Annotated in this window: 21 protein-coding genes; 8 read left to right on the top strand and 13 right to left on the bottom strand. The window is 59.3% G+C overall.

Annotated elements, in window-relative coordinates:
- Positions 1-6 precede the first annotated feature (6 nt).
- Positions 7-663: a DsbA family protein gene (locus AB1A64_RS17550; RefSeq protein ID WP_170378256.1), complete on the top strand. Its 657-nt coding sequence runs from the start codon at positions 7-9 to the stop codon at positions 661-663.
- Positions 664-702: 39 nt separating this feature from the next.
- Here AB1A64_RS17550 and lpxK read toward each other — a convergent pair whose 3' ends face one another.
- The 5 genes from lpxK to AB1A64_RS17525 form a co-directional block, all read right to left on the bottom strand.
- Positions 703-1,701 (bottom strand): tetraacyldisaccharide 4'-kinase, encoded by a 999-nt coding sequence (lpxK, locus tag AB1A64_RS17545; protein WP_366552682.1) that lies wholly within the window; start codon positions 1,699-1,701, stop codon positions 703-705.
- Positions 1,701-2,924: a glycosyltransferase N-terminal domain-containing protein gene (locus AB1A64_RS17540; RefSeq protein ID WP_366552680.1), complete on the bottom strand. Its 1,224-nt coding sequence runs from the start codon at positions 2,922-2,924 to the stop codon at positions 1,701-1,703. Before AB1A64_RS17540 ends, lpxK begins: the two co-directional genes overlap by 1 nt.
- Positions 2,921-3,721, bottom strand: coding sequence for a 3'(2'),5'-bisphosphate nucleotidase CysQ (locus AB1A64_RS17535; protein WP_366552678.1), 801 nt, complete (start codon positions 3,719-3,721; stop codon positions 2,921-2,923). Before AB1A64_RS17535 ends, AB1A64_RS17540 begins: the two co-directional genes overlap by 4 nt.
- Positions 3,708-5,054, bottom strand: a complete 1,347-nt coding sequence (locus AB1A64_RS17530; RefSeq protein ID WP_366552676.1) for a TldD/PmbA family protein — start codon at positions 5,052-5,054, stop codon at positions 3,708-3,710. Before AB1A64_RS17530 ends, AB1A64_RS17535 begins: the two co-directional genes overlap by 14 nt.
- 125 nt (positions 5,055-5,179) lie before the next feature.
- Entirely contained in the window at positions 5,180-5,587 is a 408-nt protein-coding gene (locus AB1A64_RS17525) for a hypothetical protein (RefSeq protein ID WP_366552674.1), read from the bottom strand.
- A gap of 60 nt (positions 5,588-5,647) precedes the next feature.
- Between AB1A64_RS17525 and AB1A64_RS17520 the strand changes: the two genes are divergently transcribed.
- Entirely contained in the window at positions 5,648-6,220 is a 573-nt protein-coding gene (locus tag AB1A64_RS17520; protein ID WP_366552672.1) for a hypothetical protein, read from the top strand.
- Positions 6,221-6,270: 50 nt separating this feature from the next.
- Here AB1A64_RS17520 and AB1A64_RS17515 read toward each other — a convergent pair whose 3' ends face one another.
- Positions 6,271-7,794, bottom strand: coding sequence for a DUF2125 domain-containing protein (locus tag AB1A64_RS17515; RefSeq protein ID WP_366552671.1), 1,524 nt, complete (start codon positions 7,792-7,794; stop codon positions 6,271-6,273).
- Positions 7,795-7,933: 139 nt separating this feature from the next.
- Here AB1A64_RS17515 and AB1A64_RS17510 point away from each other — a divergent pair, with 139 nt between their 5' ends.
- Genes AB1A64_RS17510 through AB1A64_RS17500 form a run of 3 tightly spaced genes read left to right on the top strand, consistent with a single transcriptional unit; the run spans position 7,934 to position 10,016 of the window.
- Positions 7,934-8,677, top strand: a complete 744-nt coding sequence (locus AB1A64_RS17510; RefSeq protein ID WP_366552669.1) for an SDR family oxidoreductase — start codon at positions 7,934-7,936, stop codon at positions 8,675-8,677.
- A complete protein-coding gene (locus tag AB1A64_RS17505; protein WP_366552667.1) occupies positions 8,674-9,282 on the top strand; it encodes an enoyl-CoA hydratase/isomerase family protein in 609 nt (202 codons plus the stop codon). Before AB1A64_RS17510 ends, AB1A64_RS17505 begins: the two co-directional genes overlap by 4 nt.
- Entirely contained in the window at positions 9,279-10,016 is a 738-nt protein-coding gene (locus tag AB1A64_RS17500) for a VOC family protein (RefSeq protein WP_366552665.1), read from the top strand. Before AB1A64_RS17505 ends, AB1A64_RS17500 begins: the two co-directional genes overlap by 4 nt.
- On the opposite strand, the gene AB1A64_RS17495 is transcribed toward AB1A64_RS17500, so the two are convergent.
- On the bottom strand, positions 10,017-10,313 hold the full coding sequence (locus AB1A64_RS17495; protein ID WP_366552663.1) for an HNH endonuclease: 297 nt from the start codon (positions 10,311-10,313) through the stop codon (positions 10,017-10,019).
- 48 nt (positions 10,314-10,361) lie between these two features.
- Between AB1A64_RS17495 and AB1A64_RS17490 the strand changes: the two genes are divergently transcribed.
- Positions 10,362-11,543 (top strand): TIGR03862 family flavoprotein, encoded by a 1,182-nt coding sequence (locus AB1A64_RS17490; RefSeq protein WP_366552661.1) that lies wholly within the window; start codon positions 10,362-10,364, stop codon positions 11,541-11,543.
- Here the strand turns inward: AB1A64_RS17490 and holA are convergent.
- The 4 genes from holA to AB1A64_RS17470 all read right to left on the bottom strand — a co-directional run bounded on the left by holA (position 11,540) and on the right by AB1A64_RS17470 (position 16,135).
- Entirely contained in the window at positions 11,540-12,568 is a 1,029-nt protein-coding gene (gene holA, locus AB1A64_RS17485; RefSeq protein ID WP_366552659.1) for a DNA polymerase III subunit delta, read from the bottom strand. The genes AB1A64_RS17490 and holA overlap by 4 nt on opposite strands.
- A complete protein-coding gene (gene lptE / locus AB1A64_RS17480) occupies positions 12,565-13,056 on the bottom strand; it encodes an LPS assembly lipoprotein LptE (RefSeq protein ID WP_366552657.1) in 492 nt (163 codons plus the stop codon). The genes holA and lptE overlap by 4 nt, the downstream gene beginning before the upstream one ends.
- Complete coding sequence (leuS, locus tag AB1A64_RS17475; RefSeq protein WP_366552655.1) at positions 13,043-15,577, bottom strand: leucine--tRNA ligase; 2,535 nt, start codon at positions 15,575-15,577, stop codon at positions 13,043-13,045. The genes lptE and leuS overlap by 14 nt, the downstream gene beginning before the upstream one ends.
- 72 nt (positions 15,578-15,649) lie before the next feature.
- On the bottom strand, positions 15,650-16,135 hold the full coding sequence (locus tag AB1A64_RS17470) for a DUF3576 domain-containing protein (protein ID WP_366552653.1): 486 nt from the start codon (positions 16,133-16,135) through the stop codon (positions 15,650-15,652).
- Positions 16,136-16,418: 283 nt separating this feature from the next.
- Here AB1A64_RS17470 and AB1A64_RS17465 point away from each other — a divergent pair, with 283 nt between their 5' ends.
- Together AB1A64_RS17465 and AB1A64_RS17460 are read left to right on the top strand one after the other, a co-directional pair.
- Positions 16,419-17,495: a porin gene (locus AB1A64_RS17465; RefSeq protein ID WP_366552651.1), complete on the top strand. Its 1,077-nt coding sequence runs from the start codon at positions 16,419-16,421 to the stop codon at positions 17,493-17,495.
- A 102-nt stretch (positions 17,496-17,597) separates the two neighbouring features.
- On the top strand, positions 17,598-18,257 hold the full coding sequence (locus AB1A64_RS17460) for a YggS family pyridoxal phosphate-dependent enzyme (protein WP_366552649.1): 660 nt from the start codon (positions 17,598-17,600) through the stop codon (positions 18,255-18,257).
- Here the strand turns inward: AB1A64_RS17460 and AB1A64_RS17455 are convergent.
- Positions 18,241-18,741, bottom strand: coding sequence for a L,D-transpeptidase family protein (locus AB1A64_RS17455; protein ID WP_366552647.1), 501 nt, complete (start codon positions 18,739-18,741; stop codon positions 18,241-18,243). The two genes, AB1A64_RS17460 and AB1A64_RS17455, sit on opposite strands and share 17 nt — an antisense overlap.
- Complete coding sequence (gene ribA / locus AB1A64_RS17450) at positions 18,738-19,832, bottom strand: GTP cyclohydrolase II (protein ID WP_366552645.1); 1,095 nt, start codon at positions 19,830-19,832, stop codon at positions 18,738-18,740. Before ribA ends, AB1A64_RS17455 begins: the two co-directional genes overlap by 4 nt.
- Positions 19,833-19,953: the final 121 nt, after the last annotated feature.

Here is a 19,953-nt window from a genome sequence, read left to right as displayed (position 1 = left end):
TGAGAAATGAGCCGTATTGCAACCGGAATCTGCGCGGCCGTCGCTATCGCCGCTGGCGGCTATTGGCTGTCGAATTCCTCTACTTCGTATCCGATGATTGGCAGTGCCGAGGCGCAAGAGGCCGATATTGACACCTCGACCATCGTCGAGATGGTACAAGGGGCCGAAGATGCGCCAGTCGAGATCATCGAATATGCGTCTTATACATGCCCGCATTGTGCGAACTTCCATACGGGTGCTTACAAGCAGCTGAAGAAGGATTTCATCGATACCGGCAAGGTCAAGTTCATCTATCGCGAGGTGTATTTTGACAAATATGGCCTGTGGGCTTCGATGGTCGCGCGCTGTGACGGCCCCGATAAGTTCTTTGGCATTTCCGACCTGATCTATGAAGGTCAGTCCGAATGGACCCGCGCAGGTGGTCCAGCTGAAATCGTGGACGAGCTGCGCAAGATCGGGCGTCTGGCTGGTATTGACAATGACCAGCTTGAAGCCTGCCTGCAGGATGGCACCCGCGCGCAGACACTGGTGGCCTGGTATCAGGAAAACGCCGAGCGCGACGGCGTTCAGTCCACGCCTTCGTTCGTTGTGAACGGCAAGAAGGTCGACAACCAGTCTTATGCTGATTTCAAGAAACTAATCGAAGAAGAATTGGGCAGCTGATTGCCTGTTGCGACCGGTTCTGAAAGGGCCGGTCGCACCTTACGGCGAAGGTGCGATTTGCATCAGCATCTGCCGGACCTTGTCGGCCTCATTCACTTTCAGACGCACAGGTAGGGTGATGACCTTGCTGCGAAACGCAGGTGGCAGGCGCACGGCGTCTTTTTCCGTTGTCACCATTTGCGCGCCCAGCAGGCGGGCCTCGTTTTCCAGCCGGGTCATAAGGGCAGGGGTCAGCGGTTGGTGATCGTCCAGTGCCTCTGACCGCAAGAGTGTCGCGCCCTGTTGGCGCAAGGTGGCAAAGAACTTTTCAGGATGGCCGATCCCTGCAAAGGCCAGAACCGGCGTGTCTGCCCAGTCCATACCGGTTTGCAGCGGCTCAACCGCGCCGGTGGCATGGGGCGCGGTCAGTTTTGCCCCCCAGAGATCGGCAAATTGGGATTGTGCGTCGGCGTCACCCAGCGAAAGTACCAGATCGGCGCGTTGCAATCCGGTTGTGACGGGCTCCCGCAAAGGCCCAGCGGGCAGACACAGCCCATTTCCGAACCCGCGCGCCGCATCGACCACGATGACCGAGAAATCCTTGACGACCGAGGGGTTCTGAAACCCGTCATCCAGTAGGATGACACTGGCCCCGGCTTCGGCCGCCGCGCGTGCACCGGCGGCGCGGTCCTTGGCCACCCAGACCTCGGCAAAGGCGGCCAACAACAAGGGTTCATCTCCGACCTGCGCGGCGGTGTGTTTGGATGGATCAACCTGCACGGGCCCTTCTAACGAGCCTCCATGGCCGCGCGTCACCACATGCGTTTCGTGCCAGGCGTCGCGCAATTGCTCGATCATCCAGATCACGGTTGGGGTCTTGCCGGTGCCACCCGCGTTCAGGTTGCCGATGCAGATGACCGGGACGCCAGTTTTAACCCCCGGTTCGGACGCAACCCGCCGGGCGGTTGCGGCGGCATAAATACGGCCAAGCGGTGCCAGCAATTTGGCACGAAAATCCAGCCGGTCGGGGGCGGTGTTCCAGAAATCAGGTGCTCGCATCAATCCGCACTCCGCTGATCCAGGCAATCCTGCACCATATCGATCAGTTGATCCGCTTGTGGTGCACCCTCGGATACGATCTGCCACCCGGCCAGCGCCATATCGGCAGCCCGGTCTGGCGATAGCAGCTCGACCACAGCGTCGCCCAGTTCGGTTGCGGATCTGACCATGCGGGCAGCCCCGGCCCGATCCAGTTGATCGTACATCTGCTGATGACGACGCACAAACGGGCCATGGATGACGGACGACCCAAGGGCAACGGCAACAAGCGGATCGCGCCCACCCGCGTCGCGCTCTAGCGAACTGCCCATGAATGTGACTGGCGAGACCCGGTGCCACAGGCCCAGATCTTCGGAGTGGGCGGACAGGATAACCTGCGTGTTGTCTTCGATCTGACCGCTGGTGTCCCAATTGGTACAACGCAGATCCATGGTTTCAAGGCGGTTTTGCAGCGGTTCGGCCTCGGCGGTGTCTGCCACATGCAGCACCAGTGTCAGCCGGGGCAGCATCCGCAATGCCTGGCGATGGGCGCTGAGAATCGAGATGAATTCTTTGTCCCGCACGCTTGCTGCCAACCAGACCGGACGCCCCGCCAGTGCGTGATTGGTTTCGATCAGTTCATCCTCGGGCCAGGGCCGCGGGTTCGGGCTGACATACAATGGTGGAGAGTCGGTGACTTTGCCCGAGGTGATGCCAAGGCGACGGATTGTCCGTGTGGTTTCCGAATTCGTAGTTAGGATGGTTTTGAAACAGTCCAACGTAAAACGAGTGATGTCCGGCAGCCACCGGGCACCGCGCGCGATCTTTATATCGACCTGCGCTTCGATCAGGATCAGGGGAATACCGCGTTCTTCGGCGCGCGTGATAACATTGGGCATCAGCCCGCCCCCGACCCACAGGCCGATTTCGGGGTGCCAATGGTCCAGAAACGCGCGTGCTGCCCCAGCTTGTTCCGAGGGCAGGTTCACCAGCGGGTAGTCTCCTGGCTCCCAAAGGCTCAGGTCGGCTTCGGCGGGCACTGTCAGCAGCACATGCAAAGTGGGTCGGACCTGCTGCAGCCTGTGACAGAAATCTACGACCGCGCGCTGACGATCCTGCGTGTTGATATGGACCCATAGCAACTCGCCCTCAGGGCGCTGGATCTCGGGCTGGCTGGTCGGGTTGGACACGCCCCAGGACAGAACCCGATAGGCTGCCAGGCTGAGGGATCGCGGTCGGCTCATGGGCGGATTCCGGTGCTGCCCGGGTCAAGCTGCGCGTGCAGGGTGTCATGAATGGGCGTGCCGGCCGCGATCACGCCGTTTAGGCGCGGATGGGCGTTGTTGAACCGCAGGGGTTGCGCCAACCGGTCAGAACAGCTGCCGCCAGCCTCGCGAATAAGTAGGTCGCCCGCGGCGATATCCCATTCCCAACTGGGCCGCAGCGTCAGCATCCCATCGAAACGCCCTTGCCCGACCAGCGCCATACGATAGGCCAGTGACGGGCGATAGACCCGTTCAAAGATAGGCACCTGACCCTGCCGCCAATGGTGTGGCTTCATATTGGGTTTGGCCGCCAGTATCTGCGCCGTGTCCAGCGCCGTGACGCCCGAGACATGGATCGCGGCCCCGTTTAGAAACGCGCCTTGTCCTTTGGCCGCAGTATACAGCAGATCGCGCAGAGGCAGGTAAATCACGGCCGCAATCACTTCGCCCTGTTCTGCAATGGCCAGGGAGTGTGCCCAGGTGCGCGACCCTTCGGCAAAGCTGCGGGTGCCGTCGATCGGGTCGATGATGAACACCCAGTCCTTCATCAGCCGGTCGGTGGAATCCTCGGTTTCTTCGCTCAGCCAGCCATAGCCTGGCCGGGCGGCAGGCAGGCGCTGTTCCAGCATGGCGTTGACGGCCAGATCGGCCTCGGTCACCGGTCCGGCGCCGTCGGGTTTGTCCCAGCGCTGCGCCGTTGTGCCCGAGTATCGGGTGGCGATCTTTCCGGCCTCTAATGCGGCGTCGATCAGAAGTTGCAGGTCAGCTGCCGGCAAGAGTCATTCCTTCGATCAGCACCGATGGTACCACGCGCGACAGGTAGGGGCGCGCATCGTTTGCCGGGATGATCCGTTGCAGCATATCGCGCAGGTTGCCTGCGATGGTGCATTCGTTGACCGGATGCGTGATCTCTCCGTTCTCGACCCAGAACCCAGAAGCACCGCGTGAATAGTCACCCGTGTTTGGGTTGATGGTCGAGCCGATCATCGATGTCACTAACAGCCCGGTGCCCATGTCACGCAGCAGGTCTTCGCGGCTGTGTGTGCCTTGAGTCAGGCTCAGGTTCCAGTTGCTGGGCGAGGGTGGCCCCGACACGCCGCGCGTGGCGTTCCCGGTCGAGGTCATGTCCAGTTTACGCGCACTGGACAGGTCAAGTGTCCAGCCCATCAGAATGCCGTTTTCGACAATGGCGCGCCGCCTCGTTGCCAGTCCTTCGGCATCGAAGGGGCGCGAGCCCGCGATGCGCGGGCGGTGCGGGTCTTCGATCAGCGACAGGTGGTCAGGTAACACCTGTTCGCCCAGACAGTCCTTAAGCCAGGATGCGCCCCGCGCGATGGCCGCACCATTGCTGGCCCCCAGCAGATGACCGATCAGCGAGGATGAGATGCGTTCGTCAAACAGCACAGGAAATGTACCGGTGGCGGGCTTCTGAGCCCCGACCAGCTCCACGGCACGTTCACCTGCGGTGCGACCGATTTCCTCGGGGCTGCGCAGGTCGCTTTGAAAGGTGCGGCTATCGCCGTCATAGTCGCGCTCCATCCCGGTGCCTGCGCCCGAGATCGCCACGCATGAGGTTGAGCGACTGCTGCGGGCATAACCACCGGAAAAACCGTTGGTTGCCGCCAGATGTACGCGGTGAGTGCCATAAGCCGCCGCCGCGTCGGAAACTTGCGATACGCCGTGAACCGCCAGCGCCGCAGCCTCGGCGGCCAGCGCGTCACGCAGCAGATCTTCGGCCGCTGGTTCCGGGGAGGGGTCGAACAATTCCAATGCGGGCAGATCCCAATCCGTAGCCAACTGGGCCGCATCGGCCAGCCCGGTGAACGGATCCTCAGGAGCTTCGCGGGCCATGGCCACGGCGCGCTCGGCCATCGCGGTCAAGGTTTCCGGGCGGCTGTCAGAGCTGGACACAATCGCCTGCCGCTGCCCCAGGAACACCCGCAGGCCAAGATCGGTACCTTCGGACCTTTCGGCATGTTCCAGCGCCCCGCTCCGCACTTCGACTGAAACCGAAGAGCCATCGATCACAATAGCATCCGCCGCGTCGGCCCCGGCATTGCGGGCCGCGTCCAGCAAGGATTGGCTGATGTCTTCTGGTGTAAGGGTCATGCGGCCTCCGGTTGTATTGCATTGGACCTAGCCTTGGACCGCCCGTCCCGCAAGACCTCTGGGCAGATAGATCACAGGTCAGACCCCTTAGTTTGGCCCAAATTCAGATGGGGCAGCCGAAGGGTTTACATTTCCGTATAAACTTTCATTAGTTGGGACGCATTACAGATTTCAGGGTGACGATCACAACAGATTGAAACTTTCACCCGGGCAAGTGAAGGCAAATAGGAGAGCTTGGTTTGGCTCAGTTTTTTGTTGTCGATTTTGACGAGCCGCATGTCGTTGCCGCGGGCAAAGGGTCGAGCAATATCATCAGCCATTTCACAAGGGTTCTTACCAAGCTGCAAGTCCCTGCTGAAGTTTTGCCTTTCCGGGAACTGATTGAGCGCGGCCCGACAACAGATCCGAAAAGCTATGTTTTGCTGCATTACAACGAGCTTTTCGTCGTTCAGCATCAAAAAGTAGACTGGCTGCGCGCGCGTGAGGCAGAGCTTGTGGCTCTGGGTCACAAAGTCCTGCATTCCGTTGAACATGGGCGTGTCATTGGCCACAAAGTCCGCCAGAACAAGGTTCTGACGGCCGCGGGCGTACCCATGCCCAGATTGATTGAAGCGGGTGACAGTTTCGACACTGTTTTTTCAAACGAAGTGTCAAACGCGCATGTTCCGGTCCAACTTGTCCGTGACAACAAGGATCTGGATTCCACACGGTACAATACCGACTATGTCAATTGCCGCCATGAGTACAAAGGTAAGCCCTGGCACATATCCATTCGTGCCATGGCGGTAGGCGAACAGGTCCTGTTTTCGTGGATAAGAGCCGGAGAAGGACTCAATGTCCGAACTCGGGGGACGCCGGTTGATGCTGAAATGCTAACACATTTTCACGACCTACTGATCAAACCCAATGTTGACCAAATCCGCGACATCGCGAAAAGCGTCAAGAATGCTGTGGGCGTCGGGCTTTACGCGCATGACATTCTTCCATGCGTACAAACCGGGCAATTTTTCCTGTGTGAGACCAACTTCAAATTTTATGAGGGGATGTACCGGTTCCACATGCAGAGCATTGCTAAGGATCTGCCGACGCCCGCGTATTTTAATGGTCGAGCCGCCGGGCGGCGTATCGCACGAGCTCTAGTCCGCGAGTTGGATTTGCAGACCTGAGTCAGTTAGCGGGCGAAGCTCTGGTAGTACTAAGCTTCGCCCGACCAACATCACTTGATGCGCTGACCATTGGCCAGGATCTGGCCATCTTTTGTGAACTCGATTTTCGAATTCAGCGTATCCGGCTCGTCACCGGGTACGGCCATCAGGCCCATCATCATACGCGCACCCATCGCGTCGCTTTCCCCGATCACGCCCATGGTGATCAGCGTGTCGATCAATGCATTGGCGCCCGCCAGCTGAAGGTTCGCCACACCCGCAGGGGCTGGCAGCCCGTCGAACTCTTCGGTGCTGGAATTGTCGAAAGTAAAGTCCGCGTCACCCGTCAGTTTCGCTCCGACCATTGAGACCAGCAATTCGTTGATCTTCAGCGAGTTCAGCTCACCTGGTGCTTCGCCAGATGTTTCCAGAGCCTCGATGGCGGCCGGATCGAAGAAGTTCGTCAGGATTTTTGCGGTTCCGGTGGCGTCCAGCGCGATGGTCGCCGGGTCGCGCGGCAGCGCGCCTGCGGGGTCGAAGATGCTCCACAACACGTCAGACATGGTGAAATCGGTTACGTTGACCGACAGCCCAAAGGGTTGCTCTTCTTCGGATTGCTGCACCGGGAACTCGAACCCCAACCCTGTCTTGGCCATTGCCATCTCGATTGGGAATGGCAGCTCGGCCGTTGTCACGGCAAGGTTTGCGCTGTTCTGTTCAACATCATAAGCCAGGCGCTGATCATCCAGGCTGGCGCCGAACCGGCCACCTTCGGATTGGGTGGCCATCGAAAATGCCTGACCTTCGCTCGTCCCTTCAATCGCGGCCTGACCCGAGGCATAGGTGAACAGACCCGAGAATGAGACCCCGCCGTTGAAGAAGGATTGCGGGTCGGTGCCGTCGAAATCTTCGGGGATCACGTTGGTGCCTTCGAAGGTCAATTGGTTCATCGACCCGTTGATCTTGCCATCATCTGATCCTTCGGGATCGGTGAATGCCAGATCATAGGTCAGCCCGGCTGCGGTCATTTTCTGGTCCACAGTGCGGGTTTCGCCGATTTTCATCCGCGAATCTCCGGACAAGTCGGTCAGTTTGAAATCCATGGCCAGCATGTCTTTGGGCAGGGTCTCATCCTCGACCTGAACGCCACCCAGTTTCATGCCAAGCGTGGGTGCGGAATAGTCATAGGTCATGTCGTCCGGCTGGCCCGAGACAACCATATCAAGCCCGGTGTGGTAATATTCAATATCGACAGAAAACGCCTCGCCCTCTTCCTCGCCGGATAGGGTCATGGGAAAGCTTTCGGGCAAGCCGATGCTGACGGTGCCATCGCCGTTTTCGGTCAGGGTCATCTGCGGAACGGTCATCTTGAACGATCCGTCCGTGTCCGGCGCGGACAACGCAACATTCATATCGGTGATCGTGGTCACCCCGCCCGAGATGGATTGTTCCGCCGAAACCGTATAGCCCATCTGGGACAGGTAGGCCTGCCAATCATCCCAGACCTGCTGGGCGGTGACATCTGCGAACGCGCCCTGAGTGACAACGGCATAGGCCAGAACTGCGCCGCTGCAGCGGCGGAGGAAAGCGGACATTTGAGAACCCTTCTTGATCAAATTTGGCGGCATCGTCGTGCCTGAGGCCCCGGGCGTCAAGGGGCAAGGGCTGGACCCTTTCCCCGTTGGCACGGTAAAGATTCACACAATCTAAAAACAACGGAGGTACAGGGTCCATATGCAGGGTAAAACCGTACTGATAACAGGGGCCAGTCGTGGCATCGGGGCCGAGGCGGGGCGCGTATTTGCCGCAGCGGGGGTAAATGTCGCGCTGGTGGCCCGTAACCACGACCAGATTGATGCGCTGGCTGCTGCATTGGGCGACAATGCCATCGCGCTGCAATGCGATGTCAGCGATTTTGCGCAGGTCGAACAGGCCGTCGCGGATTGTGTCGACCGATTTGGCGGGCTGGACGTTTTGATCGGCAACGCGGGTGTCATTGATCCGATCTTTCACTTGTCCAACGCCGATGTCGCCGCATGGAGTCAGGCAATCGACATCAACCTCAAAGGTGTCTTCTACGGAATGCGCGCCGCGTTGCCGGTTATGCGCGCGGCGGGCGGGGGCACGGTGATCACGGTCTCTTCGGGCGCGGCGACAAATCCGATCGAGGCGTGGAGCCACTATTGCGCCTCGAAAGCCGGGGCCAAGATGCTGACCGAATGCCTGCATCTTGAAAATTCGATGCACGGCATTCGCGCCATGGGCCTGTCACCGGGCACCGTGGCCACGGATATGCAGCGGGTTATAAAGGCCAGCGGCATTAATGCCGTTAGCCAGCTGGATTGGGATGATCACATTCCCGCCGACTGGCCCGCGCGGGCAATGTTGTGGATGTGTTCGACGGATGCGGATGAGTTTCTAGGCACTGAAATCTCGCTGCGACGCGAAGATATCCGGCAAAGGGTAGGGTTGACGTGATCAAACTGACCAAGGCGGACGGGTTGTGGACTGTCACGCTCAACAACCCGCAAAAGGCCAATGCGCTGACCAAGGCGATGCTGAGTGAGCTGGTTGAGATCGCCGAAGCTGCTAATGAGGCGCGAGCCCTGATCCTGACTGGCGCGGGCAAGGTGTTCAGCGCTGGGGCCGATCTGGATGAGGTCCGTGCGGGACTGGCGACCTCGGATATGTGGGAGAGGTTGTCAGGCGCCATCGCTGCCTTGCCGTGTCTGACGGTGGCTGCTTTGAACGGGACGCTGGCGGGCGGTGCCAACGGGATGGTGCTGGCCTGTGACCTTCGTATCGCGGTGCCGCAGGCCAAGTTCTTTTATCCGGTGATGAAGTTGGGGTTTCTGCCGCAACCCTCGGACCCGGTGCGCATGGCCGCCCTGATCGGGCCCTCACGCACCAAGATGATTCTGATGGCCGGTCAAAAAATCACGGCAGAGGAAGCGTACGGTTTCGGTCTGGTCGACCGGGTTGTCGACCCTGATCAACTGTTGCCAACGGCGCATGAGCTGGTGGCAGACAGCCTGGCTGCCGATCCTCGAATTGCCGCTGCAATCGCAAGGATGTGCCAATGAAATTGTCCGCCGTGCTGCTGCGTGTTGCCGACCCCAAGCAACTGACTGATTTCTATACGGATGTTCTGGGCATGACGGCGCGTGCGCAGGGGGCGAATTATCGTCTTGGCTATGGTGGGCAGGACGCGGACCTGCTGCTGATGCCGGGTGGGGGCGGATATGCCCATGATGGTGGTCAGCGGTATTGGAAGATCGGTATTACCGTGCCCGATGTTGACCTAGCCGTTTCTCATCTGCGTGAAAAAGACGTCGAGGTTTCGGAGCCGAAACAGTTCCTCGACATCGGCTATATGTGCCACCTGAAAGACCCCGAAGGGTTTGTGATCGAGCTGCTGCAACACGACTTTCAGGGCAACCGTCCTGACAACGCAGCCAACCCCGCCGCACCATTCGCCAAAGCCTGCATCGGCCAGATCACCTTGCGGACAGGGGACATAGCCGCCGAGGATGCGTTCTGTCGGGCGCAAGGCATGCAACTGCTTTCAGTGCAGGATGTGGCCCAATACGGGTTCGACCTGCATTTTTATGCCTTCACCGATGATGTGCCGCCTAATCCGGACCTTTGGTCCGTTGAGAACCGCGAATGGCTTTGGAAACGTCCTTATACCACGCTGGAATTCCAGCACGTCGCCGGGGCGCAGTTTGCGCCGGCGCCGGATTACAGGGGGTTAGAGGTTCAGGGGCTGTCGACGTCCCTGAGGGATGCTTTTGGTGACCCGGTGCGGCCTGGCTGATCAGCGCCCACGTCGCTTTCCCGGAACTTTCGACCGAAATCCGGGTGGGCGTTTGCGTACCCATCTCAGGAATTTCTCAAGACGCGGGTGGGTGCGCAGGGCCTCGATTGTATTAAACGCGCGGGCCAATTCGCCCTCGGTCAGGGTGGCGTGAATCTCTTTGTGACAAATCACGTGCAGCAAAACCGTGGGTCCGCCCTTGCCCCCTTTGAGTTTTGGGATCAGATGGTGCAGGCTGCCGCCCCCCTCCGGGATGGGGCGGTCACAGAGCGGGCAGATCGGATCGCTGTCTGACATGGCAGGTACAGATTTGCGCTGGATGGCGTGAAAGACAAGGGGACAGACATGGCGCAGGCAGTGGTGATCGGGGCCGGACCCGCAGGCCTGATGACGGCAGAGGAGTTGGCTGCAGCGGGCCATGATGTGCTGGTGGCCGAAGCCAAACCCTCGGTCGCGCGTAAATTCCTGATGGCGGGCAAGTCGGGTTTGAACCTTACCAAGGACGAACCTTTTGAAACCCTGCTGCAATCCTACGGAGAGGCGGCGGAGTGGCTGCGTCCGATGATTGCGGAATTTGATGCCGCCGGGGTGCAGGATTGGGCGCGGGGTTTGGGGCAGGAGCTTTTCACCGGCTCGACCGGGCGGGTGTTTCCGACCGCAATGAAAGCCTCGCCGCTGTTGCGCGCATGGCTGCGGCGGCTTGAGGGTGCGGGTGTTCAGATCAGAACCCGCTGGCGTTGGTTGGGATGGGACAGCGATGCGCTGATTTTCGACACGTCTGAGGGCACGCAGAGCTTGAAGCCGGATGTGACCATTCTGGCGCTGGGCGGGGCCAGTTGGGCGCGGTTGGGGTCAGACGGTCAATGGGCGGATATCTTGCAACAGAAAGGCGTCGCGCTTGCGCCCTTCGCCCCGGCGAATTCCGCCTTGTCCATTGACTGGAGCCCCCACATGACCCCGCATTTCGGCGCGGCGCTGAAATCGGTGCGTTGGATGGTCGGAGAGATGGACAGCCGCGGAGAAGCCACGATATCGGCAACGGGGCTTGAGGGCGGCGGGTTGTATTCTTTGACCTCGGCTTTGCGCGCCGGTGCGGACCTGTTCGTCGATCTAGTGCCCGATCTAGACGCAGCGGCGCTACAGTCGCGGTTGGCTGCAAAGAAATCCAAGACCACACTGTCACAATGGCTGAAGAAGTCATTAAAGCTGCCGCCGCAAAAAATTGCGTTGTTCCATGAGATGTCGAAACATTGTGGATTGCCGCAATCCTCTGGGGCCATGGCACTCAAACAACTTCCTGTTTTCAGGGCTGCCCTGCGCCCGATGGATGAAGCCATTTCAACGGCCGGAGGGGTCAATCGCACCGCACTGGATGATGGGCTTATGCTGACTGCTTTGCCCGGCGTGTTCTGCGCCGGAGAGATGTTGGATTGGGAAGCTCCGACCGGGGGCTATCTGCTGACCGCTTGCATGGCGACTGGGCGATGGGCCGGGCGTTCGGCTGTGGATTGGCTGCGCACCGGTTAGCGGGATCGGGCCAGCATCGCCAAACGGATCATTGCGCGTTCCACCAGTGCCATGGCAGGTGCAGTCTGCCCAGCTGAGCGCAGCGACAGGTCAGTGTCAGTCAGCACTGTCAGGGCTGTTTGCAACTTCGTTGCCCCCCAGCCCTGGGCTTGTCGCAAAATCCGGTCGCGGCGCTTGCCATAGACCGGTGGCCGCAGCTTGCCGATCCCTTGTGCCGCCCCGCCGGGGTCCGAGGCACAGGTATACAATGTGCGAAAATGCCGGGTTGCGCCGATACACAGGCTGACCGCATTGGTGCCCTGTGATTGCAGCCGTCGGATCAGCGGGCCGATCTCTCCGGCGCGGCCTTCAGCGACCACATTCAGAACGTCATCCAACGCGGCCTCGGTCGAGCGGGGTGCGCATGCTTCGATATCTTCGATGGCCAGTTCGGAGCTGTCGCCGCGTTTATAGAGCGACAGTTTTTCAATAGTTTGTGTGAAATCACCGGGGCTGATGCCGGTGGCCAGTTCAGCAAGGGCCGACATCGAATCGCGGGGGATGTTCTGCAATCCGGCCTGGGTCAGAATTCGTTCGATCTCGGCGCGCGAGGGTGGATCGTCATAGATGCCTACCGCATATGCAGACGGATGCGCCTCGAACGCTTTGCGGATTTTTGAGCTGGGTTTCAGCTGCCCGGCGGTGACGATGATCTGGGCATCACCGGGGGCCCAATCCTCGAACGCGGTAATGATCGCGGAGGCAGCAGTGTCGGTGGTGTCTTCGACGAATACGGCGCGGGGGCCGGGGAAGAACCCCACGGCCTTGACCGCATCCAATAGCAGAGCAGGGTCGCCGCGCAAATCAGTGCCGGGAATGCGGGTCAGGCGCATTTCCTCTTCGGCATTGGCGCCCAGAAGTGCCGCCAGAACCTGCTGGCGTTTCAGTGTCACCCTCATGGCATCCGCACCGTAAATCAAAAGCCCGGCCTTGTCGGCGTCGGGCCGTGCGAAATACCCCTCAGCCTCGCGCGGGCTGAGCTTCATGAACCAAGGCCCGGCGCAGCATAGAGTTCGCTTACGATCTGGTCCGATAGGATCGCCATCAGCCGCTTTCGGGCGTCGCGTTCATCTGCCAGCGTGGATACCGTCGATCCGGCGGCTGAATAACTGACGAAGTTCTCGACCGTTCCGGACGCAATGACCTGACCGGTCTGGTTTGACCTGAGCGCGTAGTTCGACTTGCCTTCGATGGTATATCGGTTGGTTTCGTTTGTCGTGGTGATCGCCGATGACCGGAAAGCGGTCGAGACGTTCACATTCAATTCGTATTCGTTGCCAGAAGTGGCACTGCGCCCCAGCCGCTGCTCCAGATTTTGAACCAGCATGTAGGTGTCGACCGAATTCGGCGCGGAAACGGCGACCTTGCCATTCAGGGCCGCGCCTGATCCACCGGGTGCATAGACCGGTTCAAAGCCGCAGGCAGCCAGCGCCAGCGGTATCATCAACAGAGTTCTACGACTAAACAACGACATTTACGATCCGGCCCGGAACAACGATTACCTTCTTCGGCGCATTGCCATCCAGCGCCTTTTGCACAGCTTCGGTGCTGAGCGCGATTTTTTCAACCTCGTCCTTTGCCATATCCTTGGCCACGCTGATTTCCGCGCGACGCTTGCCGTTGATCTGAATCGGCAGGGTCACCGTGTCGTCGACAAGCATTGTCTGATCGGCGACGGGCCAGGGGGCGGTGGCAACCAGCCCTTCACCACCCAACAGTTGCCACATCTCTTCCGACAGGTGCGGGGTCATGGGTGACATCAGTTGTGCCAGCGTTTTGGCCGCTTCGCGCTTGGCGGATGTGCCAGCCTTGGATTTGGCCAGCGTGTTGGTGAAAGCATAAAGCTTGGCGATTGAAGCATTGAAGCCGAAAGATTCCACACCGCCGGTTACATCATGGATGGCTTTGTGCATCTCGCGCAGCAGGGTTTCGTCGTCGCCATTTGCCGGATTGTCAGAGTCCGCGATCTCCGAAGCGATCCGGTGTACACGGCTGAGGTGCTTAAACGCGGCCTCGGCCCCCGATGCGGTCCATTCCACGTCGCGCTCGGGCGGCGAATCGGACAAAACGAACCAACGCGCTGTATCGGCACCAAAGGCCGAGATGATGCTGACCGGGTCGACCACGTTCTTCTTGGATTTTGACATCTTGGCCGAGGGGATGATCTCGACCACAGTGCCGTCAGCTAGTTTGCCGTCGGTCACGTCCTCGGGCAAGTGATAGACCGGGCGGCCATTGGCGTCTCGGGTCTGATAGATTTCGTGTGTCACCATGCCTTGGGTGAACAAGGCATCGAACGGTTCGATGGCCTTTTTCGGCAGGTGGCCGGTGATGTTCATCGCCCGCGCAAAGAAGCGGGAATAAAGCAGGTGAAGAATCGCATGCTCGATACCGCCGATATACTGGTCGACATTCATCCAGTATTCGGCCTCGGCCAGATCGGTGGGTGTTTCGGAGCGTGGGGCGGTGAAACGGGCGAAATACCACGACGAATCGACAAACGTATCCATCGTGTCGGTTTCGCGCTTGGCTGGTGCACCGCAGGACGGGCACGCGCAATCGCGCCAGGTCGGATGGCGGTCCAGCGGGTTGCCGGGTTTGTCGAAGGTTACATCGTCAGGCAGGCGGACCGGCAAGTTTTCTTTCTTCTCTGGCACGACGCCGCAGGATTCGCAATGCACCACGGGAATTGGACAACCCCAATAGCGTTGACGTGACAGGCCCCAATCGCGCAAGCGGTATTTGGTGACGCCTTCGCCCCAGCCGGCCTTTTCAGCGAAGTCGACGGTGGCGTTGATGGCCTCATCACCCGTGGCCTCGGTGAGGCCCGCGAAATGGTTCACCCAACGGACTTTCTCGGTCTTGGGCGGAACGAACGCGATCTTGTCGACCGGAGTATCGTCATCCAGCGCAAAGAACGTATCGACCACAGGCAGGCCGTATTTGCGGCAGAAATCCAAGTCGCGCTGGTCATGCGCGGGGCAAGCAAAGATCGCGCCCGTGCCATAATCCATCAGGATGAAGTTGGCGATCCAGACCGGCAGTTCCCAATTGGGGTCCAGCGGGTGTTTGACGCGGATACCGGTATCATAACCCAGCTTTTCGGCGGTTTCGATAGCCTCTTCCGTGGTGCCGCCCTTACGGCATTCCGCCACGAATTCAGTAACTTCGGGGTTTTCGGCCTCCAACTGCTTGGCAATCGGGTGGTCCGGCGAGATGCCCACGAAAGACGCACCCAGCAGTGTATCGGGGCGGGTCGTATAGACGGTGATCGGTTCGCCTCCGTCCGTGCGCTCGAACCCGAATTGCAGACCGCGCGACTTGCCGATCCAGTTTTCCTGCATCAAGCGGACCTTTGCGGGCCAATTGTCCAGCGTGTCGAGCGCATCGAGCAATTCTTCGGAATAGTCCGAGATCTTGAAGAACCATTGGGTCAACTCGCGGCGTTCAACCAACGCGCCCGAGCGCCAGCCGCGCCCTTGTTCCACCTGTTCATTGGCCAGAACGGTCATGTCGACCGGGTCCCAATTCACAACGGCGTTCTTGCGGTAGACCAACCCGGCGTCGAGCATATCCAGGAACAGCGCCTGTTGTTGGCCGTAATATTCCGGATCACAGGTGGCAAACTCACGCGACCAGTCGATCGACAGACCCAGAGGCTTCATTTGCCCGCGCATGTCGGCGATATTGCCATAGGTCCAGTCTTTGGGGTGGCCCCCAATGGCCATCGCGGCATTTTCCGCAGGCATTCCAAAGGCATCCCAACCCATTGGATGCAATACATTGTGGCCGGTCGCCAGCTTGTGGCGCGCGATCACGTCACCCATCGTATAATTGCGCACATGTCCCATATGGATTCGGCCCGACGGGTAGGGGAACATCTCAAGCACATAGTATTTCGGCTTGTCCGCCTTGTGGTTGGCGGTGAAGATTCCGGCCTTGTCCCAGGCCTCTTGCCATTTTGCTTCGATTTCGTTGGCCGAGTAGCGAGACATCGTACGGTCCTTCGTGAATGAAAACGCCGGGTAGGAACCCGGCGTGGTATTAGTGTGATTTTCGACGAGTTGCTAGAACTTGTTGTCCGCAATGCGCAACTGACGGGCGCGGGACAGGATTGCATCTTCGACCGCACGGGTCGTGGCCGCACTGACCGGGGCGCCACCGCTGGTCTGCAGCGAGACCGACAGAGACCGGGCCGCCAGGGCCGGATCGCTGATGTGAACCGTCGCGCGATATTGCCGCCCCCCACCCGGAGGTGTGCCGTACCCGGTCACGATTACCCCGGTGAAAGGATCAACTTCCTGAACCGGCAGGAAATTCAACACATCCAGCGATGCCGTCCAAAGATAGCGATTCACATTCGTGATCTGTTCGGCATTGGCCGTGTTGAACACATCCCAGATTGTCGAACGATTTGGATCGTTAAGCTGGCGCTCATCGGTTTTGCCCGCATCAAGATTCGGCGTGTACTCGGTTGGTGCAGCCCGATTCTGTCCGCAGGCGGACGCGGCAGCAGTCACTATGATCAAACCGATTATCGTCTGCAGGCGCATTATCAACTGGTCCTGTTTACTCTGATCTACGTTGTCAGTTGTTACTCCTAGACAAGGACCCGTTCAGCAACAACCCTATTATTGTCACATATCAGTGGACGTGGGGCTTCCCGATGCCCAAAAACAGACTGTGGCATCCTTGCACCAATTTTCCCTCAATGCAGCCGAGTCATTTATGCCAAGCTTGCGTGTTGGGGGCAAAAAGAGCGAAACGGTTCCCGTGCTGAGACATGTGCTGAGGCATGTGTCGAGTAGAAAAACTTTTGAAACCGAGGGAAACAAGATGAAAAAAGTTCTCTTCGCATCGACAGCTCTGATTGCAACCGCAGGTGTTGCAGCGGCTGATTCCGGTGTAAACTTGAGCGGTTACGGCCGTTTTGGTATTGGCTACGTTGAAGATCGCGCCAATGCGACCGGCGTAACTTCTGCCACTCTGACCACCGTGAACGGCGGAACCATAGCAGGTGTCATCCCGACCTTTGCTGATTCCGACGACGCGATCCTGGTATCGCGCTTCCGTCTGAACATCGACGGTTTCACTGAAACCGACGGTGGCGTTCGCTTTGAAGCTCGTGTTCGTCTGCAAGCCGACGAAAACTCGTCGACCGGCGAAGCAAACAACGCTCAGCTGAACGGCGCGCGTTTCTCGGTTATCTACGGTGGTCTGCGTGTTGACGCCGGCAACGTTGCCGGTTCGTTCGACAACCTGGCAAACTACTACGGTAACGAAGTTGGTCTGGAACTGTTCGCAGGTCAGTACTCGGGTGTTGACTATAGCTTCCTGAGCTATGTTTCGGGCAGCAACCCTGGCTCGAACGCTGTGTTCTTCCAGTACGCAGTTGGCGACTTCGCCTTTGGCGCGTCGTATGACCAGCGCACCATCTTCCTGAACGACGGCCTGGGCGGCACCATCGACGCCGACCGTTGGGACGTGAGCGCGACCTACACCTTCAACAACATCACCGCAGCTATTGCCTATGGTCAAACTGACGCTGGTGTTTCCGGTGTTTCCGACCCAGAACTGCTGGTTCTGACCCTGGGCGCCGAATTCGGCGACTTCTCGGGTACCCTGTTCCTGGCTGACGAAGACAATACAGCTCCTGCGCTGATCGGTACTCGTTTCTATGAAACCGATGGCACCGCTTGGGGTCTGTCGGCTGCCTATAACCTGGGCGCAGCAACCACCCTGCTGTTCACCTACGGTGACGGTAGCGCGGACGCCGACCTTCAGCAGATTGCTATCGGCGCAAGCTACGACCTGGGCGGCGGTGCGTCGCTGGTCGGTGGTATCGGTCGCAACGACTGTTCGGTTTGCGAAGATGCCATCCAGGCTGACTTCGGTGCGATCTTCAACTTCTAAGTTGGGTTGAACCGCAAGGTTTGAGGGCAGGTCTTCGGACCTGCCCTTTTCTTTTTTGCCGACATGGTGTTTTTCTGCGCTGATAGCAGATTGAGGAATCTTATGTCGCTGCAAGATATCACCGCCCGTATTGCCAAAGCCGAAACTGCCGCCGGGCGGCCTGCCGGTACTGTCAAACTGATCGCCGTATCAAAAGTGCAGCCGAACGAACGTGTGCAAGCTGTTCTTGAGCAGGGCCATCGGTGTTTTGGTGAAAATCGGGTTCAGGAAGCTGCAGGAAAATGGCCGGGTTTCATGGAGCAGTTCGCCGACATTGATCTGCATCTGATCGGCCCGCTGCAAACCAACAAGGCCCGTCAAGCGATTGAACTGGTCAACTCTATCCACTCGGTCGACCGGCCCAAGCTGGCCAAAACGCTGGCGCGGCTGGCACAAGAGGTCGGCACTTGCCCGGATTTGTTCATTCAGGTCAATACCGGGGAAGAGGATCAAAAGGCCGGTATCCTGCCTGCCGAGGCGGATGCGTTCATTGCAGAATGCCGGGGGCTGGACCTGCCGATCCAGGGATTGATGTGTATCCCACCCGTCAATGAGGAACCCTCACTGCATTTCGCACTGCTGGCGAAAATCGCCGAGCGCAACGGGCTGACTGGACTGTCGATGGGTATGAGCGGGGATTTCGAACAAGCCATTGCGCTGGGGGCAACCCATGTGCGCGTGGGCTCGGCCATTTTTGGTGCGCGGGTCAGGCCGCAGGAATAATAAGGCGCGTGCCCGGCGATATCTGGCGCGCAATCCAATGCAGGTGGTCCCGGCGGAAGGCTACGCAGCCCTCGGTCGGGTATCCGGGGCGGCGCCATTGGTGAACAAAGATCGCCGATCCGAGACCCGGTATCGCATTGGGCCAGTTCCAGTCGGTGATCAACACCAGATCATACAGTGGATCAGCGCGGCGCAGCTTTTCATGGCTAAAGGCATAGGGCGCGCTGACCAGATTATTGTACTGGTCGTCCCGCCCGTCATCCGACCAAAGATCGCGCGGACCGATGGGAATCGCCCAAGGGGCCGGTTTGGCCATGCGATCTGGCCGGTACAGCATCCCCACGATGTGATGTACGCCCGTGGGCGTGGCGCCATCCCCTTCGCGTTTTACGTCGCTCAGCCCGCCTTTGCCGATTGTGCAGGGAAAGACACGCCCGGCAAATCGTACCCCGCGCGGTGTCAGGACCAGATCATTCGGCATCACAGCAAGTGCCCGGACTTGGCCGCCTTGGTTGCAAGATATCCGCGGTTATGGGCGGTTTCGCCAACCTTCAACGGCACACGCTCGGTCACGGCTATCCCGGTTTTCTCCATCATCGCGATTTTCGCCGGGTTGTTGGTCAGCAATCGGACCGAGTTGAACCCCAGAGACTTCAAAATGTCCGAACCTAGCCGAAAATCCCGCTCATCATCTTCGAAGCCCAGACGATGATTGGCTTCGACCGTATCGAACCCCTGATCCTGCAGGAAATAGGCGCGCATCTTGTTGGCTAGGCCAATGCCGCGCCCTTCCTGGTTCAGATACAGCAGCACCCCAGCCCCTTCCGAGCCCATCTGCGCCAGCGCACCCCGCAATTGCGGACCGCAGTCGCATTTCAGACTGCCCATAAGGTCTCCGGTAAAACAGGCCGAATGCAAACGGGCTAAAACCGGTTTATCCCGATCCGGGCGGCCGATCTCGACCGCGTAATGTTCCTCGCCACCATCTTCGGGGCGGAATACGTGCAATCGACCGGCTTCGGATACTTCCATCGGCAGGCGGGCGGCAACCACCGCATGTAACTCGCTGCGATCGGCCAGATGTGGCGCGGCACGGGTGTGGTCAATGCATGTCAGGCCATGTGCGGATGCAAAGCCGCGCCCATCCTCAATGGGCATTACGACGGCTGCAGGCAGCAATCGCGCCGACTTGGTGAGGGCGATTGCGATGCGGTGCAGGTTGGCGTTGCCCTGACGTTCAGTCATCAGGGGCCCTTTCATCGGAGCGTTCAGGTCGTCTGACGGATCCGCAACCGCTTGCACCCAGGTTATATCCGCATCGGCAGGGATAATCACACGCGCCAGATCACCATCATATGACCGGGCCTTCAGCGTTTCGGCCCGCCGCACTGTGACGGCAACCACCGGGTCGCCACCAAGCCCGCGCAGATCCGCGAGCCGTTGCGCGCTCAGGGTCTCAGCCGCGATGGCCAGTATGCTGAATCCGCTGTCGTCGATCAATGCGACGGGAACCCCCATGCGCAGATCGGCGCGGGCCCGCGCCAGCAATTCTGAAATATCCGGGATCAGACTCATCTATGTTACCCTGTAACGTTCTGGCCTTCCTGTAGCCTGATAAGACGGAAATGTGAAACATTTCCTCTGCTTCGGACACGAGGGCGTGAAACGATTGCAGCAAACCTTGTTGATTGCATCT

Origin of the sequence: Ruegeria sp. ANG10, assembly GCF_040705255.1 — a bacterium.
Classification (GTDB): domain Bacteria; phylum Pseudomonadota; class Alphaproteobacteria; order Rhodobacterales; family Rhodobacteraceae; genus Ruegeria.
Note: the sequence above shows the minus strand (reverse complement) of the source record. Positions and strands in the feature narration are given on the sequence as shown.